This is a genomic window from Tsukamurella ocularis (assembly GCF_024807615.1).
Taxonomy (GTDB): domain Bacteria; phylum Actinomycetota; class Actinomycetes; order Mycobacteriales; family Mycobacteriaceae; genus Tsukamurella; species Tsukamurella ocularis.
Window position 1 is genome coordinate 92498 of the sequence record NZ_JANUCJ010000002.1, and the last position, 23708, is coordinate 116205.

Here is a 23708-nt window from a genome sequence, read left to right on the forward strand (position 1 = left end):
TCATCTGAGAGAAGATCGGCGGAGTTCTATCGCGGCGAAGGAGGCGACATGACGACGATCCTGGTAGCCGCGGTGTTCGCGCTACTGATCGGCGGCGCGATCTGCCTCGCCGTGGCAGCCCCCGGGCGTCGCGCTGCGCTGCCCAGCCGGTGCCTCGTCTCCGTGCTCATAGGCCTGGTCGTCGGCGAACTCTTCTCGATGCTGGTCCTGAACGGCGCGATCGAAGATCGGCTGCGCGGGGACGCCGACACCGCGGCGGCCTCGGCGCCCGCGGTGCGTGCCGCGCAGGCCGAGCTCGACGCCGCCCGCGCCGACCGCACCGCCCTGGACACCGCGGTCGCCGAGGCCTCCACCCGCCGCGACCAGGCGCTCGTCGTCGCCCGATGCGAGTACCGGCCCGGCCCCGCCTGCCCGCAGACCTCGATCACCGGCGTCCCCGGCCGGGGCCCGGAGGCCCGGACCGCGAACGAGCGGCTCGCCTCGGCCCAGACCGACCTCGACCGCGCGACCGCGACCCGGGCGAAGGATGCGCCCGGCCGCGACGCCCGCGTCGTGACCGCGCGGACCGAGGCCGCCGCCGCCCGGCAGGACGCCACCGCGGGGGCCGACGACGGCCTCGGCGCGCGCTGGGTCGCGCTGAACGGCGTCACCGCGCATTCGCTCCCCACCGCCGCGCTCCGGATCGCGATCGACCTCGTCTGCGTGGTCCTCGCCCTGCTGCCGTTGCTCCTGCGCCTGTGGCGCGGCGAGACAGTCCGCGATATCCGCCGCCGCCGGGACCTGGAGAGTGAGCGCCTCGCCTCCGCCGCGCAGCTCGCCATCGAGCGCCGCGACCACGAGCGTCGCGTCGAGCTCGCGATCGCCGACGACCGCCCCACCGAGCTGCTGCCCGCCCTCGGCGGCGCGGCGGCCGGCGCCGCGGCGCTGGAGGCCGCCGGATTCGAGCCGGTCGCGGTGACCGCGCGGCGCTACCGACAGGAGATCCCCGCCGTGAACGACGACTTCCTGCCCATCGCCGCTGCCGCGGAGGCGGCCAGCCTCGCGGCCCGGGCGCCGGGCCAGCCCCCGGGCGACGAAACGCCGACGGGGCCGCTCCCCGTCACCCGCGAGGTCGACGCGACACCCGCTCCCGCCGACGAGAGCACCGAGGAGACCGTCATGCCCGACGAGACGAACCTGCCCGCCCGGGTCGCCGACACGGCCCCGGCGGTCCCCGCGCGCGAGATCCCGCACAAGCCCAACCCGTTCGTCCCGCCCGTACTCGACGAGGCCGCGCGCACCATTGCCGGCTTCGTCCGGCCGCTCATGCCGCCCATCGTCGCGCGCGTCCTGCCCGGCGGAGGCGGCAGCGGGACCCGCACCGTGCAGCAGTCCTACGAAGAGGTCGAGGAGGTCACCTTCGCGATGCGTCGCACCCGCAAGGTGGTCGTCGGCACCGTCGAACAGAGCCTTCCGGCACCGCCGGCCGACGGTGCCCCGGGCCCCGCCGCACCCTCGGCGTCCGCCGAGGAGCCGCTCGACGTCGCGCACGAGCCCGTCGCCGGGCTACCCGGCGAGCGTGCGCGCGAGCTCGGCCAGGCGCGCGAGCTCACCGGGAGGCAGTGACCGGATCGCGGCCGGCGCCGGATCCTCGACGGACGCCATGGCGTCGATGACGGTGCGTCCGGAGTCGGTGATGGTCACGACCTTCACCCGACGGTCCTCGGGCGAGACGGTGCGCTCGACGTGCCCGCGGGCCTCCAGGTCGTTGACGGCGACGGTGGCGGCAGGGGCGTCCATGTCGGCGAGCGCGGCCAGCTCCTTCAGTGTGAGCGAGCCGTAGCGGTCGAGACGCTTGAGCGCCCGCAGCCGGCTGAAGGGCAGGCCGGTGCGCTCGACGACCGCGCGGCGCCAGTCCGAGCGGCTGTCGATCACGGCGTGCACGAGCAGGCTCCACACCTCGTCCGGGGTCTCAGCAGGCATCGGCCGTCTCCTTCGTCTCGAGCAGCGGCGCGATCCGCGCGCGGGAGCGCTCGGCCCGGACTCCCGTCGACAGGACGGCGAGCGCCACGACCACCAGGGCGAATCCCGCGACTGCCCACCAGAGCGAGGACCCGGCGATGAGCCCGGACAGGGCTACGCCCAGGCTGATACCCAGCTGCCGGCTGGTGCTGGCGACCGCGGCCGCGGCTCCCGCGCGGTCGAGCGGCATCCCGCTCACCGCCGAATTGGTGATCGGCGCGTTGACCAGGCCGAAGCCGATGCCGAAGACCGCGAAGACGACGGCCAGTGCGGGCAGCGGCGTGCCCGGGGAGACCGCGGTCAGCGCCACCGCCGCAGCCGTCATCAGGACGCCCGCGCCGAGCAGCGAGGGCCGGGGTCCGAACCGTGCCACGAGCCGCCCGGACGCGGGCGAGGCGACGAGTACCGAGAGTGCCATGGGCAGGAACATCAGCCCGGTCTGGACCGCGGAGAAGTGCCGCGTGTTCTGCAGGTACAGCGACATCGTGAACAGGAAGGCGCCGAATCCCGCGAAGGCGCAGACCGCAGTGAGCGTGGCGGCGGAGAACGGGATGCTGCGGAAGAAGCGCAGGTCGACGAACGGCGACGGGTGCCGACGCTCGTGGGCGATGAACACGGTGAGCGCGGCGACCGTGAGCGCGAACATCAGCGGCTCGCGTTCGATGAGGCCGAATACCGCGGTGAACATCACCGCGATCGCGAGCACCTGCCCGAGCGGGTCGATGCTGCGCGGGACGGCCGCCTTCGACTCGGGCACCACGGCGTACGTGAGCGCAAGCGCGACGGCGCAGATCGGCAGGTTCACCCAGAACACGGACTGCCAGCCGAGGGTGTCGATGAGGACGCCGCCGACGAGCGGGCCGACCGCCGTGGAGACCCCGACCACCGCGCCCCACAAGCCGATCGCGCGGGCGCGCTCGGAGGGCTCAGTGAAGACCGCGGTGACGATGGAGAGTGCGACGGGCGTCAGCATCGAGCCGCCGACGGCCTGGATCCCGCGGGCGGCGATCAGCACGTCGACCGTGGGAGCGAGGCTGCAGAGCAGGGAGCCCGCCGCGAAGACCGTGAGTCCGATCCGGAAGACGCGGCGGCGCCCGAAGCGGTCGGCCGTGGCGCCGGACAGGACCAGAAGGCTGGCGAGCGTCAGCGTATAGATGTCGACGACCCACTGCAGGTGCGTGACCGATGCCGCCATCCGTCGGCCGATCTCGGGGAGCGCGACATTAACGATGGTCACGTCCATCGAGGAGATCAGCAGGCTGAGGCTGCACGCGACGAGGACGAGCGCGCGGCGCCGCGGCCCGAGCAGCGAAACACTTGTAGGCATACAAGGATTATATGTGCACAACTAATAGAATGGAAGCGATGCTCCCGCGTACGCCTCGTACGCAATGTTTGCTATACTGCAAAAAGGAGATCCGAGCGCAGAGGAGGCGCCCGTGGTTACCGCTTTCGCAGTCTGTGCCGCCGTCGGGGTCCTGGTCCTGATCGCGTCACTGGTCCTGGGAGACTTCGAGGTCGGGGGAGTCGAGGTCGGTAGCGCCGACGCCGGCCTGCCCTGGCTCAGCGCGCCCGCGCTGGCCGCTGCCGTCGGCGTCTTCGGTGTGGTCGGCTGGCCCCTGTCCGCCGGGGCGTCGCTATCGACGCCCGTCGTCGTGGGGGCAGCCGCCGCCTCCGGCGCCGCCGCCTACGGCCTGCTCATGGTGGTGCTCCGCGCCATGCGCCGGGCGCAGACAGGCACCGTCGCTGGGCTCCGCGCCGCGGTCGGCACCATCGGTGAGCTCAGTATGGAGATCCCGGCCGGCGGCTGGGGCCGGGTGACCTACGTGGACTCGGAGTCGGTGCGCGCGACGACGACCGCGATCCTCGTCGATCCCACCGCGGTCGCGGCGGCGGGCGCCTCGGTGCTCATCGTGGACGTCGAGGGGGACCGTCTCGTGGTGCAGCCGCTCGAGACTCAGGCCTGATCACAAGCGCCGGGCCGTCGCGCCCGGCAGAGGGAGGGAATCAATGACCGTATCGATCCTGATCGCGGCCGGTGCCGCGGTGATCGTGATCCTGCTCGCCTTGTGGATCTTCTTCCACAACTACATCAAGTCCCCGCCCGACCAGGTGGCCATCTTCACCGGCCGCGGCGAGATGAAGGTCGTCCGCGGCGGTGCCCGGTTCAAGGTGCCCGGACTCGAGCGCGTCGACTACATGCCGCTGCGCCCCTTCGAGATCCGGATCGCATTGAGCAACGCTCGCAGCATCGACGGTGTGCCCGTCGAACTGCAGGCCGTCGGTCTGGTGCGCATCGGCACCACTGACGAGATGACCCGTACCGCGGCCCAGCGCTTCCTCACCGCCAACATGGCGGAGCTCGAGAACCAGATCAACGAGATCCTGGCCGGTAGCCTCCGTGGCATCGCAGCGACCATGACCGTCGAGCAGCTCAACAGCAACCGCGAGGCCCTGGCGCGCGGTGTGGTCGACGAGGCCGGCGGCGACCTGGCGCGCATCGGCATGGAGGTCGACATCCTCAAGATCGCCGGCATCGAGGACCGCAACGGCTACCTCGAATCGCTGGGCCAGAAGCGCATCGCCGAGGTCAAGCGTGACGCCGACATCGGCAAGGCCGAGGCCGAGCGCGACTCGTTGATCCGTTCCGCAGACGCTCGCCGCGCCGGGGAGATCGCGCAGACCGAGGCCGAGACCGCGATCGCCGAGGCTCAGCAGGGCCGCGATGTCCGTATCGCCCAGCTCCGCGCCGAGACCGAGGCACAGAACGCCGAGGCCGACCAGGCCGGTCCGCTCGCCAAGGCCAAGGCGGAGAAGGCTGTCGGCATCGCGCTCGAGGAGGCCGAGGCGGCCCGTGTCGAGGCCCGCACCGAGGTCGAGCGCAAGCGCCGCGCGCAGGCCGAGGCCTCGCTCGAGGCGGACGTCATCGCGCCCGCCGAGGCCGCGCGCCAGGCGGCGGTCGCGCGCGCCGAGGGCGAGCGGCAGGCTGCGATCCTGGCCGCCGAGGCATCCGCGGAGTCGACCCGCCTCGACGGCGAGTCGAAGGCGCAGGCCCGCAAGTCCGCAGCGGAAGCTCTGGAGGCCGAGCTGCGCGCCGACGCGGCGGGCAAGCAGGCGCAGGCCGAGGCGTTCAACCAGTACAACGCCGAGGCCGTCCGACTGCTGCTCGCGCCGCAGGTGCTCGCCACCGTGGAGGCGTCCGTTCGCGCGCAATCCGAGGCGACCGCCGCAATCGACAGCATCAGCATCATCGGCGGAGGTCAGGGGGACGCCGCCGGTGGTCTTCTCGGCTTGTCGGGACAGTCGGTCGCGTCGGTCGTGGCCGCGCTCAAATCGCAGGGCATCGACCTGGGGCAGCTGCTCGGTGCAGCCCCGGGCGAGGCCGTCGTCGTCGACGAGTAGCGACCGGTGAAGCCCGGCGACGCCGAGGCGCTCCGCCTCGCGGTGGGCCTGTTGGAGCAGCGACTCCGGCAGTTGCCCGCCGCTGGGCTGCGGGGCTCCGAGCTGTTCGTGCTCGCCACTGTCGAGGCGCTCGGCGTGGACGCCTTCCCGACGGCGATCGGGGATCGACTCGCGATGAAGCGCTCGAACGTCTCGGTCACCGTCGCCGACCTGCGGCGCCGCGGCTTCCTCCAGGGCGACGCCGACGGCTCCGACGGCCGGCGGCGGCCCGTCGCGCTCACGGATCGCGGGCGGGAGGTGCTGCACGCCCGTGACGCCGCACAGGACGCCTGGCTCGTCGAGGCCGGCAGCGCACAGCTCACCGCCGACGAGGCCGCCCGACTTCGCGAGGCCGTGCCACTGCTCCTCCGGCTGGCGGCGGGCGCTGGGACCGACACATGAGAATCACCGCGAGCGCAACCCTTATAGGCGTCGCCGGGCGACGATAGTCTCAGCCTCGTGAGTGGTCTCTTCTCCTTCCCGAACCCGGTCAACGAATACGCGGCCCGCGCGACCGCGGCGCTGGTCGTGGTCCTTGCGGTGGTCACGATCGTCTCCGGGCAGTGGTGGCTCTACGCCGCCCTGGCGATCGGCTTCGCGCTGCGCGTCGCCGGCGGGCCCCGCTACTCGCCCTTCGGTCGGCTGTCGGTGCACGTCATCGCGCCGCGGCTCGGCCCGGCGAAGCTGGTGCCGGGTCCGCCCAAGCGGTTCGCGCAGACGATCGGCCTTGTCTTCTCCGCCGTCGCTCTGGTGTTGTTCCTGACGGGGAATACTGTCGCCGCGCAGGTCGTGCTCGGGCTGCTCGTGGTCGCCGCGCTCCTGGAGTCGGCCGCGGGCCTGTGCCTCGGCTGCATCGTCTTCGGCTGGCTGCAGCGCCGCGGCGTCATCCCCGCCTCGGTGTGCGAGGCGTGCGCGGGTGTCAACACGACACCTCCCACCCTCACGGTGCCGCAGTAGCGGTACCCACCGACGAAAGAACGCCGCCGCGGATTCCTCCGCGGCGGCGTTCGTCTGTCAGGGGGCGTCGCTGAAGGACGTCAGATCTGGCCGACGATCTCCTCGGCCCACTCGACGGCCTTGTCGTCCACGTCGTCGGTGCCCGAGTTGTCGTGCTCGAAGCGTTCGCCTACCTGGGTGGCGCCCAGCCCCGTGAGGTGCTTGACGATCGTCTTGCCGCCGGCGTTGTAGGTGTCGACGTAGATGGTGTCACCCAGGCCGAAGACCGCGAAGCGCAGGCCGGTGAGGTCGGGCGCGGCCTCGAGCAGGTCCTCGAAGAACTCGGTGGTGCCGGCGGGCAGCTCGCCATCGCCGTATGTGGCGCACGAGAAGACGTGGAAGTCCGCGGGATCCAGCGCGTCGATCTCGCCGTCCATCATGTCGTGCAGCTCGACGGAGCCGGCCTTGGCGAACACGGTGAACATGGCGTTCGCCGCGCCCTCGGCGGTGCCGGTCGAGGAACCGTAGAAAATGTGAACAGACATGGGACGAGATTCTAGCCAAGCCTTACCTCGCGGTGTGAGCTGCATCCTGTCGGTGTGACGTCCTAGGCTTGCCGTCATGCCCCACGTCTCTCTCTCCGACGGCGCCCGGCTCGCCTACACGGTGCATCCCGCGGCGCCCGGTGCGAGCGGTCCCGGGGTGCTGCTGTTCGCCGGTCAGGCGCTCGCCGGATCGTCCTGGGCGCCGGTGGTCGACGCATTCCGCGCCGCCGGACCCGTCATCACCTTCGACCACCGCGGCATCGGCCTCAGCGACGACGTCTTCCCGCGCGGCTGGAGCACCCGGGACTGCGCCGCAGACGCTCTCGCCGTACTCGACGCCGCCCGCGCGGACGGTGCGATCGGCGACGCGGTCGATGTCTACGGCTTCTCCATGGGCGGCCGTGCCGCCCAATGGCTCGCCGCCGACCAGCCCGCAAGAGTCCGCCGCCTGATCCTCGGCGCCACGACAGTCGGCGACGCCCACGGCGTCGCTCGCCCCAGCGAGGTGCTCCGGATCCTGGTCCGCTCGGACCGGCGGGCCCTGCTGGAGCTCTTCTTCACCCCCGACTGGCTCGCCGCGCACCCCGAGGCGGCCGAGGCGATCCTCGCACGGCCGCGCTCGCTGCCGGCCCAGCGCGCGCACTTCGCCGCGAGCACCGATCACGACGCCGCCGCGGCCCTGCCATGGATCGGGGCGCCCACTCTGATCCTGCACGGGGCCGACGACCGCATGTGCCCCGCCGAGAACGCCGAGATCCTCCGCGCCGGTATCGACGGTGCCCGGATGCGGGTGTACCGGGACATGCGGCACGGCTACCACCTGCAGGAGCCGGCGGCCACCGTCGACGCCCTGGACTTCCTCACCGCGCCCTGACCCCGCCACTGCTACCGTCCATCCATGGTGGACTACGGCAGCTTCCAGGACGGCATCTACGCGGAGGGGTTGCTCGCGAAGCACCGCCACTTCCCGTACACCTTCACCGATCTCGAGGCGCGCGCGCAGCAGGTACTCGACCCCTCCCTCTTCGACTACGTGCGCGGCGGCGCCGGCGACGAGACGACGCAGGACGTCAACGTCACGGAGCTGCGGCGCTACGGCTTCGTCCCGCGGATGCTCCGCGACCGCAGCATCCGCGACCTGTCGACCACCTTCCTCGGCACCGAGCTCGACGCCCCGCTCATCCTCTGCCCCGTCGGCGTCAACGGCCTGGTCCACGAGAACGGCGACCTCGAGGTCGCCCGCGCCGCAGCGGAACTGAACGTGGCCGCGATGTACTCGACCCTCTCGGAGGCGCCGCTCGAGGAGATCGCCGATGCCCGCGGCGACTCCTTCGCCGCCTTCCAGCTGTACCCGACCAACGACGACCAGCTCACCGACAACCTGGTGCGTCGTGCCGACAAGGCCGGCTTCGACGCCCTCACCATCACCCTCGACACCGGCAGCCTGGGCTGGCGGCCGCGGGACCTGCGTAACGGCTACATCCCGTTCCTGCGCGGCCGCAGCCTCGCGAACTACCTCACCGACCCGCGGTTCATCGAGTTGTGCGGAGTGGAGAACCCACCGCCGCTGCACGCGGGGATCGTGTGGTCGTCGCTCTTCAGCAAGCCCACCTTCTCCTGGGACGACGTCGCCCGCATCCGCCGGATCACCGACGTGCCGATCATCCTCAAGGGCATCTGCCACGCCGAGGACGCGCGGAAGGCGGCGACCGAGGGCGTCGACGCGATCGCCTGCTCGAACCACGGCGGCCGCCAGGCCAACGGCGGGCTGCCGGCCGTGAGCCACCTCGAGGGCGTGCTCGACGCGGGCCTGCCCGTCACCTTCGACAGCGGCGTGCGCGACGGCGTCGACATCCTGCGTGTCGTGGGCCTCGGCGCGACACTGGCCGGTATCGGCCGCCCCTACGTGTACGGCCTCACCCTCGGCGGGGCAGCGGGCGTCGAGCACGTGCTCCGGTCGATGCTCGCCGAGGCCGACCTGACGATGGCCGCCGACTGCCTGACCACGCTCGCCGACTTGCACGTCGCGAAGCGGTGACCGGCGCCGATTTCGACTGGTTCGGCTTCGAGGATGCGGTGTGCGCCGAGCTGCGCACCGTGGCCCGGGCGCTGGTCTACCAGGCCGACGGCGAACTGCCTTACGCGTACGCGCTGACCACCTTTCAGGCCGAGCAGGGTGGCGTGATTCTGCTGCCCCACCCGGCGCTGGGCACCGTCGAATCCGTGCCGCCGCACGAGCTCTGGAATCCGCCCGCGTGGCCTCTGTGCGACCGCGAGTGGTCTCGGCGCCCACCTCTGGACGGCTGGCAGTACGCCCTCAGTGACGCGGTCGAGGGCCTCGACGCCGCGGAGTGGAGCGCTGCGTACGCCCGCTACGGATACGCGCTGCTCGGGGCGATGCGCCGGGCGAAGGCAGAGCTCGTCGCGGAAGACGCCCTCCCGCGGGAGGCCATCGGCCTGCTCGACGACGAGCACGGCGAGCTCGTCGTGAAATCGGCTTCCGAGCAAGAACTTCGGGGCTACTGGGCCGCTCGGGCGGAGTAGCGTCCTCGCAATGACGTTCTCGACGCTCGCGCTGGTCACCGCGCTCGGGCTGCTGGGCCCGCTCCTCGCGGCGAAGGGGTCCTGGCATCTGCCGCTGATCCTGGGACCGATGCTGGCGGGCGTGGTCTTCGGGGCCACGGGCTTCGGGGTCCTGGACGCAACCGAGCCGACCTTCGCCTTCCTCGCCGACATCGGCTTCGCCATCGTCATGTTCGTCGCCGGTACGCACGTCCCGGTGCGCGACCCGGCGGTGCGGGCGGCGCTGGGCCAGGGTGTGATGCGAGCCGCCGCGGTGGGTGTAATCGCCGCGGTCCTCGGGGCCACCCTCTCGGCGGCCTTCGACACCGGTCACGCCGCGCTGTACGCCGTGCTCATGGCGTCGTCGTCGGCGGCCGTGGTGCTGCCGATCATCAACGACAACCACCTCATCGGCAAGCCTGTCCTGGCGCTGACCGCACAGGTGGCGCTCGCCGATACCGTCTGCGTCGTCGCGCTTCCCCTGGTCATCGACCCGCCGACTGCAGGCCGGGCCGCTCTCGGCGGCCTCACGGTGAGCGGCACCGCAGTCGTGCTCTACCTGATCCTGCGCTGGTCGGACAACAGCGGCGTGCGGGATCGGATCGAGAAGTTCTCGGAGGAGCGCGAGTTCGCGCTGCAACTGCGGATCAGTCTGGTGGCGCTGTTCCTGCTCGCGGCGATCGCGACCACGATGCACGTCTCGGTCATGGTCGCGGGCTTCTCCCTCGGCCTCGCCGTTGCCGCGGTGGGGGAGCCGCGGCGGATGGCGGCGCAGCTCTTCGCGCTCGGCGAGGGATTCCTCGCGCCGCTCTTCTTCGTCTGGCTGGGCGCGCGCGCGAACCTGCGCGACCTCGTCGAGCACCCGTCGTTCATCGTGCTCGGTCTCGCCCTGGGCTTCGGCGCGATCGGTGCGCACGTCGCGATGCGGCTCGGAGGTCTCCCCGTGCCGTTGGGCGTGCTCGCGGCCGCGCAGATCGGGGTTCCCGTCGCTGCGGTCACCCTCGGTGAACAACTGCACCTGTTCGCCGCCGGGGAGGGCGCCGCCCTGATTCTCGGCGCCCTCGTCACCATCGGCGGCGTCGCCCTCGCGGCGGGCCCCGCTGCTAGCTCCGCAGCGACTGCTCCACACGGGCCAGCGTCGCCCTCAACGCCTCCGGCGCATCCGTCGTGAAGATCGCCGTCTCGCCGGAGTCCTTCACGACGGCGTCATGGACCCGCTGGTCGTGGTACAACGCGGCGAGCGCGGTGTAGTCCCCGGTACGGGGATCGTTCTCACGGGCGGCGAAGACGTTGACGTACTGTGCCAGGTCGGGGCGGCGCGGATCGTCGGTGTAGATCGAGTCCTTGCTCGTGAGCCCTAGTTTCACCGCGAAGGTGTCGTCCACGAACCCGGCGTCGACGCTGTCGAGCGCCGGGCCGATCTGGGTGGGGTCCAGCGTGACGAGCGTGACCTTCGACCGCGACCGGTCGACGTCGGCCAGCGAGGACTGCCACGTGCCTGCGCCGTCGCGGAACGTCACGAGGCCCGCCGCCTTGAGACTGAGGAGCGGCCGGATCTGGTTCGCGGGGTTGTCGGACAGGGCGATCGTCGCTCCTTGCGGCAAGGCATCGATCGAGCGGTGCCGCTTCGAGTACAGCTGCAGCGGATAGATCTGGGTGGCGCCGACCGGGGTGAGGCGGACGGTGTTCTTGACGTTGTACGTGGCGAGGTAGCGCACGTGCTGGAACTGATTGAGGTCGACGGATTCGTCTGCGAGGGCCGGGTTCGGGGCGTTGTAGTCGGAGAAGGAGACGAGTTTCACGGTGTAGCCGTGCTCCTTCGCGACGTCGGTGAACACCTTCCAGTGGGGTTTGCCGACGTCGACCACTCCGAGCTTGATCTCGTTCGACGGGGCGTCGCTCGTGCAGGCGGTGGTGCCGACCGCGACGAGGGACACGAGGACTGCGAGGAGGGCGGTAGCCGTTCTTTTCACGAGGGCCCAGTGTGCAGTAGCGCTCGTCGTGCGGAAAGGGTTGCGGTCACGGTGATCCCGCGGGCCTCAGCTGATCGCATACTCCACGACCACCGGGGCGTGGTCGGAGAGCCGCTCGTCGGGCGACGACTCCTTGTCGACGGTCACGTCCACCGCGGCCCGGGCGAGGCGCGGGGTCGCGAGGTGATGGTCGATGCGCCAGCCCACGTCCTTGGTGAACGACTCACCGGCCCAGCTCCACCACGACAGCGGCCCGGGCCGGTCGCCGTGCAGCGTGCGCACCACGTCGACGAGCCGACGCGGACCGATTCGCGCGCCGAGCCACGCGCGCTCCTCGGGGAGGAAGCCCTCCATCTTCTGCGCCGGCCGCCAGTTCGTCACGTCGTGCGGCAGGTGCGCCAGGTTCAGGTCGCCGAGCAGCAGGAACTCCCGGCCGGCCGCGAGCGCGGCCCTCCGGTTGCGGTCGAGCTCGCGGGCGAAGGCGTCCAGGAAGCGCATCTTGCGCGCGTACTTCGCGCCGTCGTCGGGTACGTCGCGGATGTTGCCGGGTCGCTGCAGGTGAGCGGGCAGGCCGCCTTTGGGAAGGTATAGGCACGCCACAGTGAGGCCGGACAAGTCCGCCTCGACGTACCGGCCCTCGTGGGCGTACTCGGCCAGCCCGCGCGCCCGCGGAGGATCGCTCGTCCACGTTCGCACGGCCGACGGTGCCTCCCGGCTCAGGATCGCCACCCCGTTGCGGCCCGGGACCGAGCCGCAGTCGACAGTCGCGTGATACCTCGGGAAGTCGCCCAGCTCGGACGGCGGGCAGCGCAGTTCCTGCAGGGCCAGCACGTCCAGGCCGCGGGCCGCGAGCCAGGCGTCGAAGCCGCGGCGTCGCGCCGCCCGGATCCCGTTGACGTTGAACGTGCCGATCCTCAGCGCATTCGGTGCGGTCAGGGCGCGGTCGCCGTGCTCGACGGGTCGATCAGGATCTTGGCGTGCACCTCGGGATCGCCGAGCGCATCGAACGCGGTCTCGACCCCACCGAGCCCGACGGTGCCGGTGACCAGCGGCTTCACGTCGACCTTACCGTCCGCCATCATGTGCAGCGTGTCGTGGAACTCGCCGGGGTCGTAGCCGAAGGCGAATCGCAGGTCGATCTCCTTGTTGCCGGCGAGGGCGGGCATGATCTGGTCGGGTTCCATGCATACGCCGACGACGATCACGCGGGTGCGCAGGGGCGCGGCCTCGATGATCGAGTTGATCATGCCGGGCACGCCCACGCACTCGAAGACGACGGGGCCGGACGGGGTCTCGCCGATCCTGTCCGCGAGGCGGAAGACGTGCCACCACGGCACGGGGCCGGGGACCAGGGTGAGCTTGTCCATCGTGCTCACGCCCAGCTTGAAGAGGTCGCTGGCCCTACGGATCTCGTTGCGGGGCTGCTTGTAGGCGTCCCACGGCTGCTGCTCGCGCGGGTCGACCACGACGTGGGCGCCCATGAGCTTCGCGAGGGCGCGACGGCCGGGGGAGAAGTCGCTGGCGATGATCTTCTTGACGCCCGAGGCGCGCAGCATCGAGATGACGGCCAGGCCGATCGGGCCACAGCCGATCACGATCGCGGTCTGCCCGCGGCCGACCTCGGCCCGGCGCACCGCGTGCCACGCCACGGCCATCGGCTCGGTGAGGGCGGCCTCCTCGTCGGAGAGCTTTCCGGGTACGGGCATCGTCATGGACTCCTGGACCAGCACCTGCTCGGCGTACGAGCCGGGGGACCGCTCGGACAGTCCGACGAGCTGCGGCTCGCTGCCGACCATCAGCGTCGGCAGCGAGACGACGCGGGTCCCCACAGGCCAGCGCTTGCGGCAGCCGGGCCCGTACTCGGCGACCGTGCCCACGAACTCGTGCCCCATGACGATGCGCTGGTCGGTGCGCATGCAATCGGGGTAGCCGGCCTTCGCGGCGAGGTCGGCGACGAGGTCGGCGTGATGACGGGCGTGCAGGTCGGACCCGCAGATCCCGGTTCGGGTCACGTTCAGCAGCACCTGCCCGCGGGCGGGGCTCGGGGCGGGGAGTTCTTCGACGGTCAGGCGGCCTTCGGTGCACACGACAGCTTTCATACGTCCGAGAATAATCGCTGGCGCCGGGCAACCGGTTTCCCGCCCCGACAGGGCACTCGAGGCAACCCCCACCTCCTCGATATTGCAATCGCAACACTGACTGTTATGTTGCGTTCATGCAGATTCTGAAGAAGACCCTCATCGCGCTCGCGGCGGCTGTGGGTGCCACCGCCGTCCTGCCCGCGGCCGTGCACGCAGAGGCGAAGCCGCTCGTTTACGTGATCGGAGGTTTCATCGCTCCGGGCACCCTGTACGAGCCCCTGAACACGCACATCCGCGGCGCCGGATTCGATGTCGAGCCGCTCTGGCTCACCGGTCTCGACCACAAGGCCGACGCGAACCGTCTCAAGGGCATCGTGGATGCGCAGAAGAGGGCCAACCCGAGCCGCGACATCTCGATCCTCACGCACAGCAACAACGCGCTGGTGGACCGCTACTACCTCAAGGTGCTCGGCGGCACGAAGGACGTCAAGCGGTCCGTCGTGCTCGGTGGCGTGGAGTACGGCTCGCCGACCGGCTGCATGCTGCCGGCCCCGGCGAATCAGTCCTGCAACGATTCCGCGCTGATCAATCAACTCAATGCGGGCCTCGACACTCCCGGACCCACCGAGTACTACTCGATCCGCAGCACCCGCGATCCGCTCTCGGGCAACCTCGACGGGCGGCAGTGCCGCGCGAGCGTCCAGGGCTACCTGCCTGCGGCCGCGTCGGTGGACCACGCCTGGCTCGGCTGGGACCCGCGCGTCGTGCCGTTGGTGATCAGCTCGCTCAGGGGGAGCTGCCCCGGCCAGTGGGTGAACTCGCCCGAGGGCTCGGTCACCTACGAGAACAGCGTCGACATGAACCGCACGTAGATTCCATCCCTGGGCGCGATGCGGGTGCACCTGGTTCGATGAGTGCGTGAGCACATCGGATGACACCCGCATCGTTTCCGCCTCCCGCGACATCGCGGCCCCGGCGGACCTCGTCTTCGACCTGATCGCCGATCCGGCGCGCCAGCCCGAGTGGGACGGCAACGACAACCTCACCGAGGCGGCGCCGGGCCAGCGGGTGCGCGCCGTCGGGGACGTCTTCACGATGACGTTGACCAACAGCCAGGTCCGCGAGAACCACATCACCGAGTTCGACGAGGGCCGGCTCATCGCTTGGAAGCCGTCGCCCGTCGGCGAGCCCGCTCCGGGTCACCTCTGGCGGTGGGAGCTGGCGCCGCTCGCCGACGGAGCCACCCGGGTCACGCACACCTACGACTGGACGCAGCTCCACGACGAGCAGCGCCTCCCGCGGGCCCGGGCGACCACCGCGGACCGTCTGGCCGCGTCCGTCGACCGGCTCGCGGCCCGCGCCGAGGAACGGTGAGCGGTCCCGTACTGCAGCGGACACTCGGCCTCGGGGACGCCGTCACCGTCGGCCTCTCCGCCATGATCGGCGCGGGCGTCTTCGTCGCCTTCACGCCGGCCGCCGCGGCGGCGGGCTCCGGGCTGTTCGTCGGCTTGGCCGTCGCTGCGCTGATCGCGTATTGCAACGCGAGCAGCTCCGCCCGCCTCGCGGCGCGGTACCCGCAATCCGGGGGTACGTACGTCTACGGCCGCGAGCGGCTGGGCCCGTTCTGGGGCCACCTCGCCGGATGGAGCTTCCTGATCGGCAAGTCCGCGTCGTGCGCGGCGATGGCACTCACCGTCGGCCACTACGCCTGGCCCGCCCAGGCGCACGCCGTCGCCGCGGGCGCCATCATCGCGTTGACCGCCCTCAACGTCGCGGGTGTGGAGCGCTCGGCGCGGGTCGCGGGCGTCGTCGTCGCCGTCGTTCTCGCCGTGCTCGTTGCGGTCGCGGTCGCCGCGCTCACCTCCGGCGCGGCGGAACCGACCCGGGTCTTCGACGGTGCGCCGGCCGGCCCGTTCGGCGTATTGCAAGCCGCGGGCCTGCTGTTCTTCGCGTTTGCGGGGTACGCGCGCATCGCCACCCTGGGCGAGGAGGTGCGCGACCCTGCGCGGACCCTGCCGCGTGCGATCTTCGTCGCCCTGGCCTTCGCCCTCGGGGTGTACGTGCTCATCGGTGTCGCGCTGGTCGCGGTCCTCGGCACGGCCGGGCTCGCGGCGTCGGCCGCGCCGGTCGCCGACGCGGCAAGGGCGGTCGGATTCCCGGTGGCGGTGGTCACGGTGACAGCCTGCGTCGCGGCCCTCGGTTCGTTGCTCGCCCTGCTGCTCGGCGTCTCCCGTACCGCCCTCGCGATGGCCCGCGACGGTCATCTGCCACGGCGGCTCGCCGCGGTCGACGGTCGGCGCGGCGTCCCCATGCACGCGGAGCTGGCCGTCGGCGCCGTCGTCACGGTGGTCGCGGCCACAGCCGATCTGGGAGCCGCCATCGGCTTCTCGTCGTTCGCGGTGCTCGTCTACTACGCCGTGGCGAACGCGTCCGCGTGGACGCTCGACGCTGCGCTGCGCTCCCGGATCGTGCCCGCCATCGGCCTGGCCGGGTGCCTCCTGGTGGCACTGTCGCTGCCCGCCGGCTCGGTGTCCGTGGGGATCCTCGTGCTGGTCGCGGGCGCGCTCGCCTACGTCATGACCCGCGCGAACAGCGGTCCGGCTAGCAGCCGGTCTGGTACAACGCCTTGAGCCACCCGGCGCTCTGATAGCCCCAGCCGAAGACCGTCTCGGCGGTGCCGCGGTCCTCAGGGAAATCGGTCATCTGCATCGCGCGGCCGTAGCAGCGCTGGAGGATGAAGCGGGCGCGCTCGAGGTGCGCGGTGGTGGTGACCACGATGATGTCGTCCCAGCCGCGGGCCGCCGCGAGTCGTTGCACCTCCTGCGCCTCGCCGCGCGTGGTCCACGGCTCCGGCAGGAAGCAGGTGACCTGCACGCCCGTGATCGTCCGCGCGCACAGCTCCTGCATCCGGGTGTCGGCGGCGCCGACGGAGTTGGACAGCACGACCTGTGTCGACAGGCCCCGCTCCGCGAGCTCGAGTCCGTACTCGAACCGGTCGTACGGATTCCCGCCCAGTACGACGATCGCGTCCGCGGGCGTGAGCTCTCGGTCGATCTTCGGCTGGAGGTAGGCGCGGTCGAGCGCGACGCCGACGACCGCGACGAGCACGAGGACGAGGGCGCACGCGATCAGGCGACGCATCCACCGCGCTGGGGTCACCGCTGTTCGCACCACTGCAGTATCGCGGTTGCAACATCTGCGCGCACATCGGGGTGATATCCGGGGTGGTCGCCGGCGCTCGGCCGGATGGCGCGGACGGTGCCCGCGCCGCCGCGGCGGGCGAGGTCGAGCAGGCGGCGGAGTCCCTCGGGGCCGCGTTGGGAGTCGAACCACGCGGCGTCGGGCGGCGCGAGGACGAGGATCGCATCGGTCCCCTCCGTAACGACTGGCCGCAGCAGGACCTCGGGGACCTGCGTGACCCCGCGTTGGCCGAGCAGACGCCAGGCGGCGTAGGGCAGCCGGGCTCGCAGCACCTCCTTCACTCGGCCGCGGGGGCTGCGCGCGAAGGCGGGATCCGTCCGCGGCACGCCCAGGTCCTGCACGGGCGCAGTCGCGATCTGCGGCTTGAGTCGCCATGAGTAGAGCACCGTGTTCACCAGGACCGTCGTCTGAGCCGCTTCCGCGCGGGCGGCGTGCGCGGCGTACCAGGAGCCCGAGCACACCCCGGCCGTGAGCAGGGGGCTGTCGAGCGAACTGGCCGCCGCGGCGGCGTCGTCCACACCGGTCGGGGGGAACAGCGCGACGGCCTCGCCAGGCCCGACGGTGCCCGCTTCGCCGGTGCCGCGCCGGTCGAAACGCAGCGTCGCGGCGCCGGCGCTAGCGGCGTCCCGGGCCAGCTGTACCCACGCGCGGTTCGGGCCGTGTCGCGTGTCGTTGGCGGTCGCACAGAGCAGCACCGAGCGCCGGGCGGCGCTCCCCGCCGGGACCGTGCGGATCGCCGCGGCGCCACCGATGTCCTCGATCCGCTCTTCGACCCCGTCGAAACGGGCACTCGTCCGCAGTTCGGGGGCGACCAGCACGGGCGCGGCGTCGGGGAGGGCGGCGCCCAGCCACGCGGCGATGTCCGCGACCGCCGCGTCGGGGATGCGGACCAGGTGCGCGCTTGGTTCGACGAACTCCGGCATCCCGTCGACGGCGATCCGGTCGGCGTCGTCGGGGCCGACGGGTGCCACGCCAGGGCGCGCCGCGATCAGGATGCGCGGCGCGGCCAGAGCGTCGGCCGGCAGCGTCGCGATCCGCGCGACCGCCGTGGCGTGCACGTCGAGGCCGATCCACGTCTCCGGTCCAGCACCGATGGCGATCCTGGCGAGCGTCCCCTGTGCACGGGCAAAGGGCCTGCCGCCGATCGGGTCCCACAGCACCGCGGCGGGCGGGGCGAGGCCGGCGGCCCCCGCGATGGCTGTGCCGGCCCGGAGCGCCACCACCGCGGGGGCGCCTGTCCCGAGCCCGCGCAGGTACGCGTCCGCATGTCGCACGGAGGCGATCCAGCCCTCGGCAGCGTCGGGCAGGCCCGCAGAGCCGGCGGAGTCGCCCGTGCCGAGATAGTCGAAGCGGAGTACTGCGAGGCCGTCCGCGGCGAGCGTCGCGGCGAGCCGGCGCAGTCCACGCAGCGCGTCGTACTGCTCCTTCGCCAGCGGCGGCACGAGCAGAACGGCGCCGCGTACCCGGCGCGACGAGGGCAGGTGGAGCGCGCCGTACAGCGGCGCGTCGGCGGGGCCGAAGTACGTCCGCAGCTCCAAGGGGGCGTCAGTCGAGGGCATCGAGGATCTCCCTCGCCCGGTCCTTGTACGTGTTCGCCCCCAGAGTGATCGCGGCGTGCCCGGCGGCGGCGATCCTCGCCGCGGCGGTCGGGTCCGCCCGCACTCGCGCGACGATGTCGTCGATCTCGGCCGGGTCGTCGTACAACAACGCCTCGCGGCCGTCGGCGAGCAACTCTGCGTGCTCGGCGGTCCGCGGGCCCACGAAGAGTCCGCCCGCTGCGGGCACTTCGAAGGTGCGGCAGGTGTGCGTGTCGCGGTTGTCGGAGTTCAGCAGAACCAGGTTGGCGTCGATCGCACCGATCGCCGCAGCCAGCGCCGTGCCGTACTGCGGGCCGCGCACCGTCGCCCGGCTGCGCAGGACGGCGGGCCTGCGGCGCCAGCCCGGACCGGCGAGGTAGAAGTCCGGGCCGAGCCGGGTGGCGAGGTCGGTGACGAGGTCGGTGCGGTCCGGGCGGGCGTTGCCGACGAAGCCGGCGACGTACCGTCGGGCCGAGCGCGGCGCGACGGGGCGGTGCCAGTCGGGGTCGTAGGCGCTGCGCACGAGGATCGCGCGTTGCGCCCCGCGGGCGAGCAACTCGGGCACGTTGTGCGCCTTGGTCGTGACGATCGCGTCCCAACCGGGCTCCGCGGCGAGGTACTCGGCGGTGGTGTTGGCGGGGTTGGCGACGTCGTCGGCGCTGTAGTGCACGTGCCGGCCCGCAGATAGGTTCAGCAGGCGTTCCTGGTCCAGGTGCACGGAGGTGTAGCAGAACAGGAGGTCGGCGACCGGCTGGGTCTCCAGGCGCCGGTGCACGGCCTCGACGGTGCGGGGCGCTCGCCGCCCGGTGCCTTTGGCGTACCACCACGCCGCGCCACCGCGGCGGGGGAGCGTGACCGCGGTGGTGTCGACGACGGTCACCTCGTGGCCCGCCCGACGGAAGCCCTCGGCCAGAGAGCGGGCGTTGCTGCCGTACCAGTCGTCGCCGGCGAAGAGGATCCTCACGAGGCAGTCCCACCGGCCGGTGCCGAGACCGCCGCGGCTTCGAGGCGACGGGCGCGCAGGACCGAGAAGGCCGCCGCTGCGGTCTGGGCGGCGACGATCCCGGCCACGACGGTGAGCGGGTCGTGCGTGCGCAGCGCGATCACGAGGGTCGCACCAATCACCGCGGCCCCCACCGCCCCGGTCAGTAGCACCCCGCGCGCGTCGCCCAGCACGGGCAGGACGGCGGTCGCGATGAACGAGGCGACGGCCAGGCCGGGGAGGGCCCACGCCTGCACCTGCAGCAGGGGGACGGCGCCGTCGAACTCCTCCCCGAAGATCGCCGGGAGGAGCCAGGGGGCCAGTGCCGTAGCGGCTGCGGCGAGTGCGGCCCCGCCGGACGCGACCACGAGGACGCCTCGGCGCGCGGTCGTCCAGAAGGCGTCGCCGTCCCTCCGGGCGAGCCGGGGGAGCAGGCTGACCCCGACGGCGTCGAGCAGTGAGCCGGCCGCCTGCACCGGACGATCGCTTGCGCTGAACAGGCCTAGCGCAGGTGGTGGCAGCGCCGGCGCGAAGACCGTGGCGGCGCCCGGGCCGTACGAGGAGGACAGCAGTCGCGCTGCGAACACCGGGGCCCCCGTCCGGAGGAGGTCGCGCGGCGGGCCGGGCCATGAGGGCCGGCCGTGCTCCCGCAGGGTGCGGGCCCAGGACCACCCGACCGCGACGAGGTTCCCGGCCAGCAGGCAGCCCATCGCCGCCTCCGGCGTCCGAACCTGCGGGAGCAGCGCGATCAGCAGTGCCAGGTACGCGACCCGACCCGCGGTCTGCTGGGCCACGACGGCGCCGAACCGGCCGGTGCCGAGGAGCACCCAGTCGTCGCCGCAGGCGCTCACCGACCCCACGACGAGGCCCAGGGCTCCCATCTCCACGGCGCGGGGCACCGGCAGCGCCGCCGCCAGCGCGAACAGTGCGGTGAACGCCGCGAGGGCCGCGGCGCGGAGCCCCGCGTAGTCGCCCCGTAGTCGCGCCAGCCCCGGCTTCGCCGCGCGAGCGGCGACGAAGGCCGCGATGCCCAGGTCGGTGCAGAGGGCGCCGAGGAAGTACGTCGACATCGCGATCGCGAGCAGGCCCATCCCGGCGGGGCCGAGCAGCCGCGCGCACAGCGGGATCGTGATGAGGGTGATCGCATATTGGCCGTACCGCCCTGCCGAGACCAGGACCACGTCCCGGAGCACCCCCGCGGAGCCGCGGAGTCGCCCTGAGCTCATCGGACGTCCCGGGCCACCCGCGCCAGCAGGGAGTCCGCGATCGCCGCGGAGGTCTTGAGATCGAGATCGCGGCTGCGGTCGCGCGCCGCCGCAGCGAGCTGCTCGCGCAGCTCCCAGTCAGCGATGAGCGCATCCAACGCGACGGCCAACTGGTCGGGGCGGCGCGGCGGCACCAGCACTCCGGTCTGCCCGTCGACGATGAGCTCGGTCGGCCCGCCCGCGCGGGCGGCGACGACGACCCGGCCCGCGGCCATCGCCTCGGCCACGACCTGCCCGAACGGTTCGGTGAGCCGGGAGTAGTGCACCACCACGTCGGCGTCCGCCGCCTCGGCGAGCGGATCCGCGACATGCCCGGTGAAGGTCACCCGGTGCGCGACGCCCAGGCGCTCGGCGAGTTCCTCGAGTTCGGCGAGATACCGATCATCGCCGTCGAAGTGGGCGCCGCCGACGAACCGTACCTCGGGCTGGGCTTCCATCTGGGCGAGCGCCCGCAGCAGCAGGTCCTGACCTTTCCACGGGGTGATCCGGCCGATCATGGCGATCTTCACGCTCTTCGGGGCGCGCTGGGGCGCCGCGGCGGGGACCGTGCTCAGGTCGACGCCGGGGTGGCACACCGCGGTCGGGCTGCCGCCGGTCGAGATGGTGCGCAGCGTCCCGCGCGAGTTGGCGAGGTAGCCGGACGCGGCGACCCGACCGAGCAGACGCAGGGGGAAGCGCTTGCGCCCGAAGTACTCCGCGCTCAGCCGATCGTGCACCTGCCACACCAGCGGGATGCCCGTGCGGCGGGAGGCCACCGCCCCGACCAACAGCGATTTCGTCGATTCGGCGACCACGACATCGGCGTCGGCGGCGAGCAGCATCGGGGCGAGCCGTCTGCCCGCGCGGTAGAGGCCGACCGCTGCGCGCACCACACCCAGCGGCCCCGCGTCCCGCCGCACCGCAGGCGGGCTGCCCGGGACGACGGTGACCGGCACGTCAGCTGCGCTGAGCACATCGGTCAGGGGACCGGGAGCGAGCAGCATCACCGAGGCGGGGACGCCGCGGTGGCGCAGCGCTCCGGCGAGGCGGGCGAAGGCCAGCTCCGCGCCCGACGGCGCGGCGGTGTGCCCGAGGAAAACGGGCCGGGGCGCGCTCATGCGGCGACTGCTCGGTAGAGCGCCGCGTGCTGTGCGGCAGCGGCGTCCCAGGTGAAGCGCTCGGCGTGGGCCCGACATGCTTCCGCAGATGGTCGGAGACCGTCGAGCCCCGAGGCCAGACGGTCCGCGAGGGCCTCGGCGTCACCCGCGGGCACGACGAGATCGGGGGCGAGATCGCGAACCGCGTCGGGCAACCCCCCGACGTCGGTGACGACCGGGGCGCGTCCCGAGGCGAGGGATTCGAGGGCGACGAGCCCGAAACCTTCCCACGCCAGGGACGGAACCGCCGTCAGGGTGGCGGCGGCGTACCTGCGCGCGAGGTCGGCGTCGTCGATCGTTCCCACGAAGGTCACAGTATCGGTGATCCCCAGTTCCGCCGCGCGTTGGCGCAGAAGGCCATGCTCTGAGCCGTCGCCCACCACGTCGAGCCGGGCGTCGGGATGTCGCGCCGTCACCGCCGGCCACGCCCGCAGCAGCACGTTGATACCCATGCGGCGCTCGAGCCGCCGGACGCAGAGCACGCGCGGCGGACCGTCGGGGGCGGGGGCCGCTGCGAACCGGGCGAGATCGACGCCGGGTGGGATCACGGTGATCGCTCCGCGGTCCGCTCCGTACCGCTCGACAAGTACGTCGGCGAAGGACTGGGAGAGCACCACGAAGTGGTCGCTGTCGCGGTACCGGGTGCGCTCGACGAGCGCCTTGACCGCTACGGCAGCGCGGCCCTCACCTGCGGTGGCGCTCTCCTGCGCCCACGGACCGTGGAAGTGCGTGACGAGCGCGGCCCCGCGGGGCGCGGGGCCGAACAGCGCGAAGTGCCGGTCGAGGACAGCGGTGTCCACGGGCGCGGGGCGGCGGGACGCCCGGACCCGGGCCGCGGTCGATCCCGCGTCGGGTCCCCACGTCGAGCCGCCCGACTCCGGGTCGCCGAAGGCCGCGGCGGTGGCGGCGACGTCGGTGCGCCGGCGCAGTGCCGCGAACAGGTCCGCGAAGTAGCGGGGGAGACCGCCGGGCGCGGTACCCGGCCAGGTGGTGCCGGTGAGGTGGACGGGGACCGCGGTCACAGCTGGGCGGAGACGGAACCGGGCCACGTCGCGCGGTCGAGGCCGTGCCGGGCGAGCAGAGCGAGGGCGATCCGCTCGATGCCGAAGCCGAGGCAGGCGCTGTGGGCGGGCGCGCCGTCCACGGTGGTGATGTCGAAGTGCACCCCGAAATGATCGCGGTGGTAATTGCTGGATGCGACGGCGACCCCCGGAACGTCCTCGCCATAGATGGGCACCAGGAGCTCGGTCTTGAGGTTCTCCGCCGACTGGTTGGCCGCGAGCATGCGGCCGGCGCGGCCGAAGAAGGGATCGGTCGCAGGGCTCTGCCGGACGGCCAGGCCGAGGTCGCCGAGGAGGTCGGCGGCGCGTGCCACCCACGTGTCGCGATGGGCGACCGCCGCGCGGTCCGAGCCGACGCGGACGATCTCGCGCATGCGGAAGGACTGCATTCGGGCGGGATCGGCGGATGGCTCGCGCCGGAAGCAGTGGCCGGAGACGTCGATCCAGGCGCCGTCGCGGGGGAGCTGCCCGCTCAGGACGGGATACACCGAATGACACGCCGACGGGACGAGCGCGACGTCGCTGGCGCGGAAGTGGCCGCCCCAGTCGTGGCCCGCGTCACGGCCCACGAGCAGCAGACGGTGCTCGGCGTCGCCGCCGGTGTAGGTGGAGACCGCGGCCGCGAGCTGCGGGAACGACACGATGTAGTCGGTGCGGTCGAGGTACTCACGCGGCATCACAGGCGGGAAGGACAGCACCGTGGCGGCGCCGCCGTGCACGTCGCGCACCGTGACGCCGATCAGCGCGTCGATCGCGGCGGTGAGCTCGGCGAACGCCGCGCCCTGGCCGTACACGCCGTCGACGCCCGAGGGGATCAGGAGCCCCGCGTCGAAGAGGGACGCGCGGAATTCCTGCTGACGCGCGTGCAGGTCAGTAAAGTCGATCGCACGGGCTGCTGCGGCCTGCGTCATCGGTCTCTTCTCCATGGCTGGAACCGTTGTCACTGC

The 23708-nt window shown here is 72.4% G+C and carries 25 protein-coding genes; 12 read left to right on the forward strand and 13 right to left on the reverse strand.

Annotated elements, in window-relative coordinates:
• Positions 1-48: 48 nt before the first annotated feature.
• Positions 49-1605, forward strand: a complete 1557-nt coding sequence (locus tag HNP44_RS06460) for a DUF4407 domain-containing protein (protein WP_259143684.1) — start codon at positions 49-51, stop codon at positions 1603-1605.
• On the opposite strand, the gene HNP44_RS06465 is transcribed toward HNP44_RS06460, so the two are convergent.
• The gene (locus tag HNP44_RS06465) at positions 1546-1962 is read right to left on the reverse strand and encodes a MarR family winged helix-turn-helix transcriptional regulator (RefSeq protein ID WP_259143683.1); all 417 of its coding nucleotides are present in this window, start codon (positions 1960-1962) and stop codon (positions 1546-1548) included. The genes HNP44_RS06460 and HNP44_RS06465 overlap by 60 nt on opposite strands.
• A complete protein-coding gene (locus HNP44_RS06470) occupies positions 1952-3328 on the reverse strand; it encodes an MFS transporter (RefSeq protein ID WP_259143682.1) in 1377 nt (458 codons plus the stop codon). The genes HNP44_RS06465 and HNP44_RS06470 overlap by 11 nt, the downstream gene beginning before the upstream one ends.
• 112 nt (positions 3329-3440) lie before the next feature.
• Between HNP44_RS06470 and HNP44_RS06475 the strand changes: the two genes are divergently transcribed.
• Genes HNP44_RS06475 through HNP44_RS06490 form a run of 4 tightly spaced genes read left to right on the forward strand, consistent with a single transcriptional unit; the run spans position 3441 to position 6399 of the window.
• Positions 3441-3968, forward strand: coding sequence for a hypothetical protein (locus HNP44_RS06475; protein ID WP_259143681.1), 528 nt, complete (start codon positions 3441-3443; stop codon positions 3966-3968).
• A gap of 43 nt (positions 3969-4011) precedes the next feature.
• Positions 4012-5403 (forward strand): flotillin family protein, encoded by a 1392-nt coding sequence (locus HNP44_RS06480; RefSeq protein ID WP_259143680.1) that lies wholly within the window; start codon positions 4012-4014, stop codon positions 5401-5403.
• Positions 5404-5409: 6 nt separating this feature from the next.
• Positions 5410-5844, forward strand: coding sequence for a MarR family winged helix-turn-helix transcriptional regulator (locus HNP44_RS06485; RefSeq protein ID WP_259143679.1), 435 nt, complete (start codon positions 5410-5412; stop codon positions 5842-5844).
• A 57-nt stretch (positions 5845-5901) separates the two neighbouring features.
• On the forward strand, positions 5902-6399 hold the full coding sequence (locus tag HNP44_RS06490) for a DUF4395 domain-containing protein (protein WP_259143678.1): 498 nt from the start codon (positions 5902-5904) through the stop codon (positions 6397-6399).
• A gap of 80 nt (positions 6400-6479) precedes the next feature.
• On the opposite strand, the gene HNP44_RS06495 is transcribed toward HNP44_RS06490, so the two are convergent.
• Positions 6480-6923: a flavodoxin domain-containing protein gene (locus tag HNP44_RS06495; protein WP_259143677.1), complete on the reverse strand. Its 444-nt coding sequence runs from the start codon at positions 6921-6923 to the stop codon at positions 6480-6482.
• Positions 6924-6999: 76 nt separating this feature from the next.
• Here HNP44_RS06495 and HNP44_RS06500 point away from each other — a divergent pair, with 76 nt between their 5' ends.
• The 4 genes from HNP44_RS06500 to HNP44_RS06515 are packed head-to-tail and all read left to right on the forward strand — an operon-like array spanning position 7000 to position 10656.
• Positions 7000-7797: an alpha/beta fold hydrolase gene (locus HNP44_RS06500; protein ID WP_259143676.1), complete on the forward strand. Its 798-nt coding sequence runs from the start codon at positions 7000-7002 to the stop codon at positions 7795-7797.
• Between the two features lie 27 nt (positions 7798-7824).
• Positions 7825-8961 (forward strand): alpha-hydroxy-acid oxidizing protein, encoded by a 1137-nt coding sequence (locus tag HNP44_RS06505; protein WP_259143803.1) that lies wholly within the window; start codon positions 7825-7827, stop codon positions 8959-8961.
• The gene (locus HNP44_RS06510) at positions 8958-9467 is read left to right on the forward strand and encodes a hypothetical protein (protein ID WP_259143675.1); all 510 of its coding nucleotides are present in this window, start codon (positions 8958-8960) and stop codon (positions 9465-9467) included. The genes HNP44_RS06505 and HNP44_RS06510 overlap by 4 nt, the downstream gene beginning before the upstream one ends.
• A gap of 10 nt (positions 9468-9477) precedes the next feature.
• The gene (locus HNP44_RS06515) at positions 9478-10656 is read left to right on the forward strand and encodes a cation:proton antiporter (protein ID WP_259143674.1); all 1179 of its coding nucleotides are present in this window, start codon (positions 9478-9480) and stop codon (positions 10654-10656) included.
• Here HNP44_RS06515 and HNP44_RS06520 read toward each other — a convergent pair.
• The 3 genes from HNP44_RS06520 to HNP44_RS06530 all read right to left on the reverse strand — a co-directional run bounded on the left by HNP44_RS06520 (position 10589) and on the right by HNP44_RS06530 (position 13557).
• The gene (locus HNP44_RS06520) at positions 10589-11458 is read right to left on the reverse strand and encodes a MetQ/NlpA family ABC transporter substrate-binding protein (protein ID WP_259143673.1); all 870 of its coding nucleotides are present in this window, start codon (positions 11456-11458) and stop codon (positions 10589-10591) included. The genes HNP44_RS06515 and HNP44_RS06520 overlap by 68 nt on opposite strands.
• A 66-nt stretch (positions 11459-11524) precedes the next feature.
• Positions 11525-12376 (reverse strand): exodeoxyribonuclease III, encoded by an 852-nt coding sequence (locus HNP44_RS06525; RefSeq protein WP_259143802.1) that lies wholly within the window; start codon positions 12374-12376, stop codon positions 11525-11527.
• Between the two features lie 14 nt (positions 12377-12390).
• The gene (locus HNP44_RS06530; RefSeq protein ID WP_259143672.1) at positions 12391-13557 is read right to left on the reverse strand and encodes a zinc-binding dehydrogenase; all 1167 of its coding nucleotides are present in this window, start codon (positions 13555-13557) and stop codon (positions 12391-12393) included.
• Positions 13558-13673: 116 nt separating this feature from the next.
• On the opposite strand from HNP44_RS06530, the gene HNP44_RS06535 reads away from it, so the two are divergent.
• The 3 genes from HNP44_RS06535 to HNP44_RS06545 are packed head-to-tail and all read left to right on the forward strand — an operon-like array spanning position 13674 to position 16169.
• A complete protein-coding gene (locus tag HNP44_RS06535) occupies positions 13674-14411 on the forward strand; it encodes a hypothetical protein (protein ID WP_259143671.1) in 738 nt (245 codons plus the stop codon).
• A 46-nt stretch (positions 14412-14457) separates the two neighbouring features.
• Positions 14458-14913 (forward strand): SRPBCC family protein, encoded by a 456-nt coding sequence (locus HNP44_RS06540; protein ID WP_259143670.1) that lies wholly within the window; start codon positions 14458-14460, stop codon positions 14911-14913.
• 11 nt (positions 14914-14924) lie between these two features.
• Positions 14925-16169 (forward strand): APC family permease, encoded by a 1245-nt coding sequence (locus tag HNP44_RS06545; protein ID WP_445515054.1) that lies wholly within the window; start codon positions 14925-14927, stop codon positions 16167-16169.
• On the opposite strand, the gene HNP44_RS06550 is transcribed toward HNP44_RS06545, so the two are convergent.
• From HNP44_RS06550 to HNP44_RS06580, 7 genes are read right to left on the reverse strand one after another with little or no spacing between them, the layout of a single operon-like run.
• Positions 16141-16710: a YdcF family protein gene (locus tag HNP44_RS06550; RefSeq protein WP_259143666.1), complete on the reverse strand. Its 570-nt coding sequence runs from the start codon at positions 16708-16710 to the stop codon at positions 16141-16143. The genes HNP44_RS06545 and HNP44_RS06550 overlap by 29 nt on opposite strands.
• Entirely contained in the window at positions 16695-18299 is a 1605-nt protein-coding gene (locus HNP44_RS06555; protein ID WP_259143665.1) for a hypothetical protein, read from the reverse strand. The genes HNP44_RS06550 and HNP44_RS06555 overlap by 16 nt, the downstream gene beginning before the upstream one ends.
• Positions 18286-19281: a CgeB family protein gene (locus HNP44_RS06560; RefSeq protein WP_259143664.1), complete on the reverse strand. Its 996-nt coding sequence runs from the start codon at positions 19279-19281 to the stop codon at positions 18286-18288. The genes HNP44_RS06555 and HNP44_RS06560 overlap by 14 nt, the downstream gene beginning before the upstream one ends.
• On the reverse strand, positions 19278-20525 hold the full coding sequence (locus HNP44_RS06565; RefSeq protein ID WP_259143663.1) for a lipopolysaccharide biosynthesis protein: 1248 nt from the start codon (positions 20523-20525) through the stop codon (positions 19278-19280). The genes HNP44_RS06560 and HNP44_RS06565 overlap by 4 nt, the downstream gene beginning before the upstream one ends.
• The gene (locus HNP44_RS06570) at positions 20522-21661 is read right to left on the reverse strand and encodes a glycosyltransferase (protein WP_259143662.1); all 1140 of its coding nucleotides are present in this window, start codon (positions 21659-21661) and stop codon (positions 20522-20524) included. The genes HNP44_RS06565 and HNP44_RS06570 overlap by 4 nt, the downstream gene beginning before the upstream one ends.
• Positions 21658-22722 (reverse strand): glycosyltransferase family 4 protein, encoded by a 1065-nt coding sequence (locus tag HNP44_RS06575; protein WP_259143661.1) that lies wholly within the window; start codon positions 22720-22722, stop codon positions 21658-21660. The genes HNP44_RS06570 and HNP44_RS06575 overlap by 4 nt, the downstream gene beginning before the upstream one ends.
• The gene (locus tag HNP44_RS06580; protein ID WP_259143660.1) at positions 22719-23687 is read right to left on the reverse strand and encodes an amino acid--[acyl-carrier-protein] ligase; all 969 of its coding nucleotides are present in this window, start codon (positions 23685-23687) and stop codon (positions 22719-22721) included. The genes HNP44_RS06575 and HNP44_RS06580 overlap by 4 nt, the downstream gene beginning before the upstream one ends.
• Between the last annotated feature and the right edge of the window lie 21 nt (positions 23688-23708).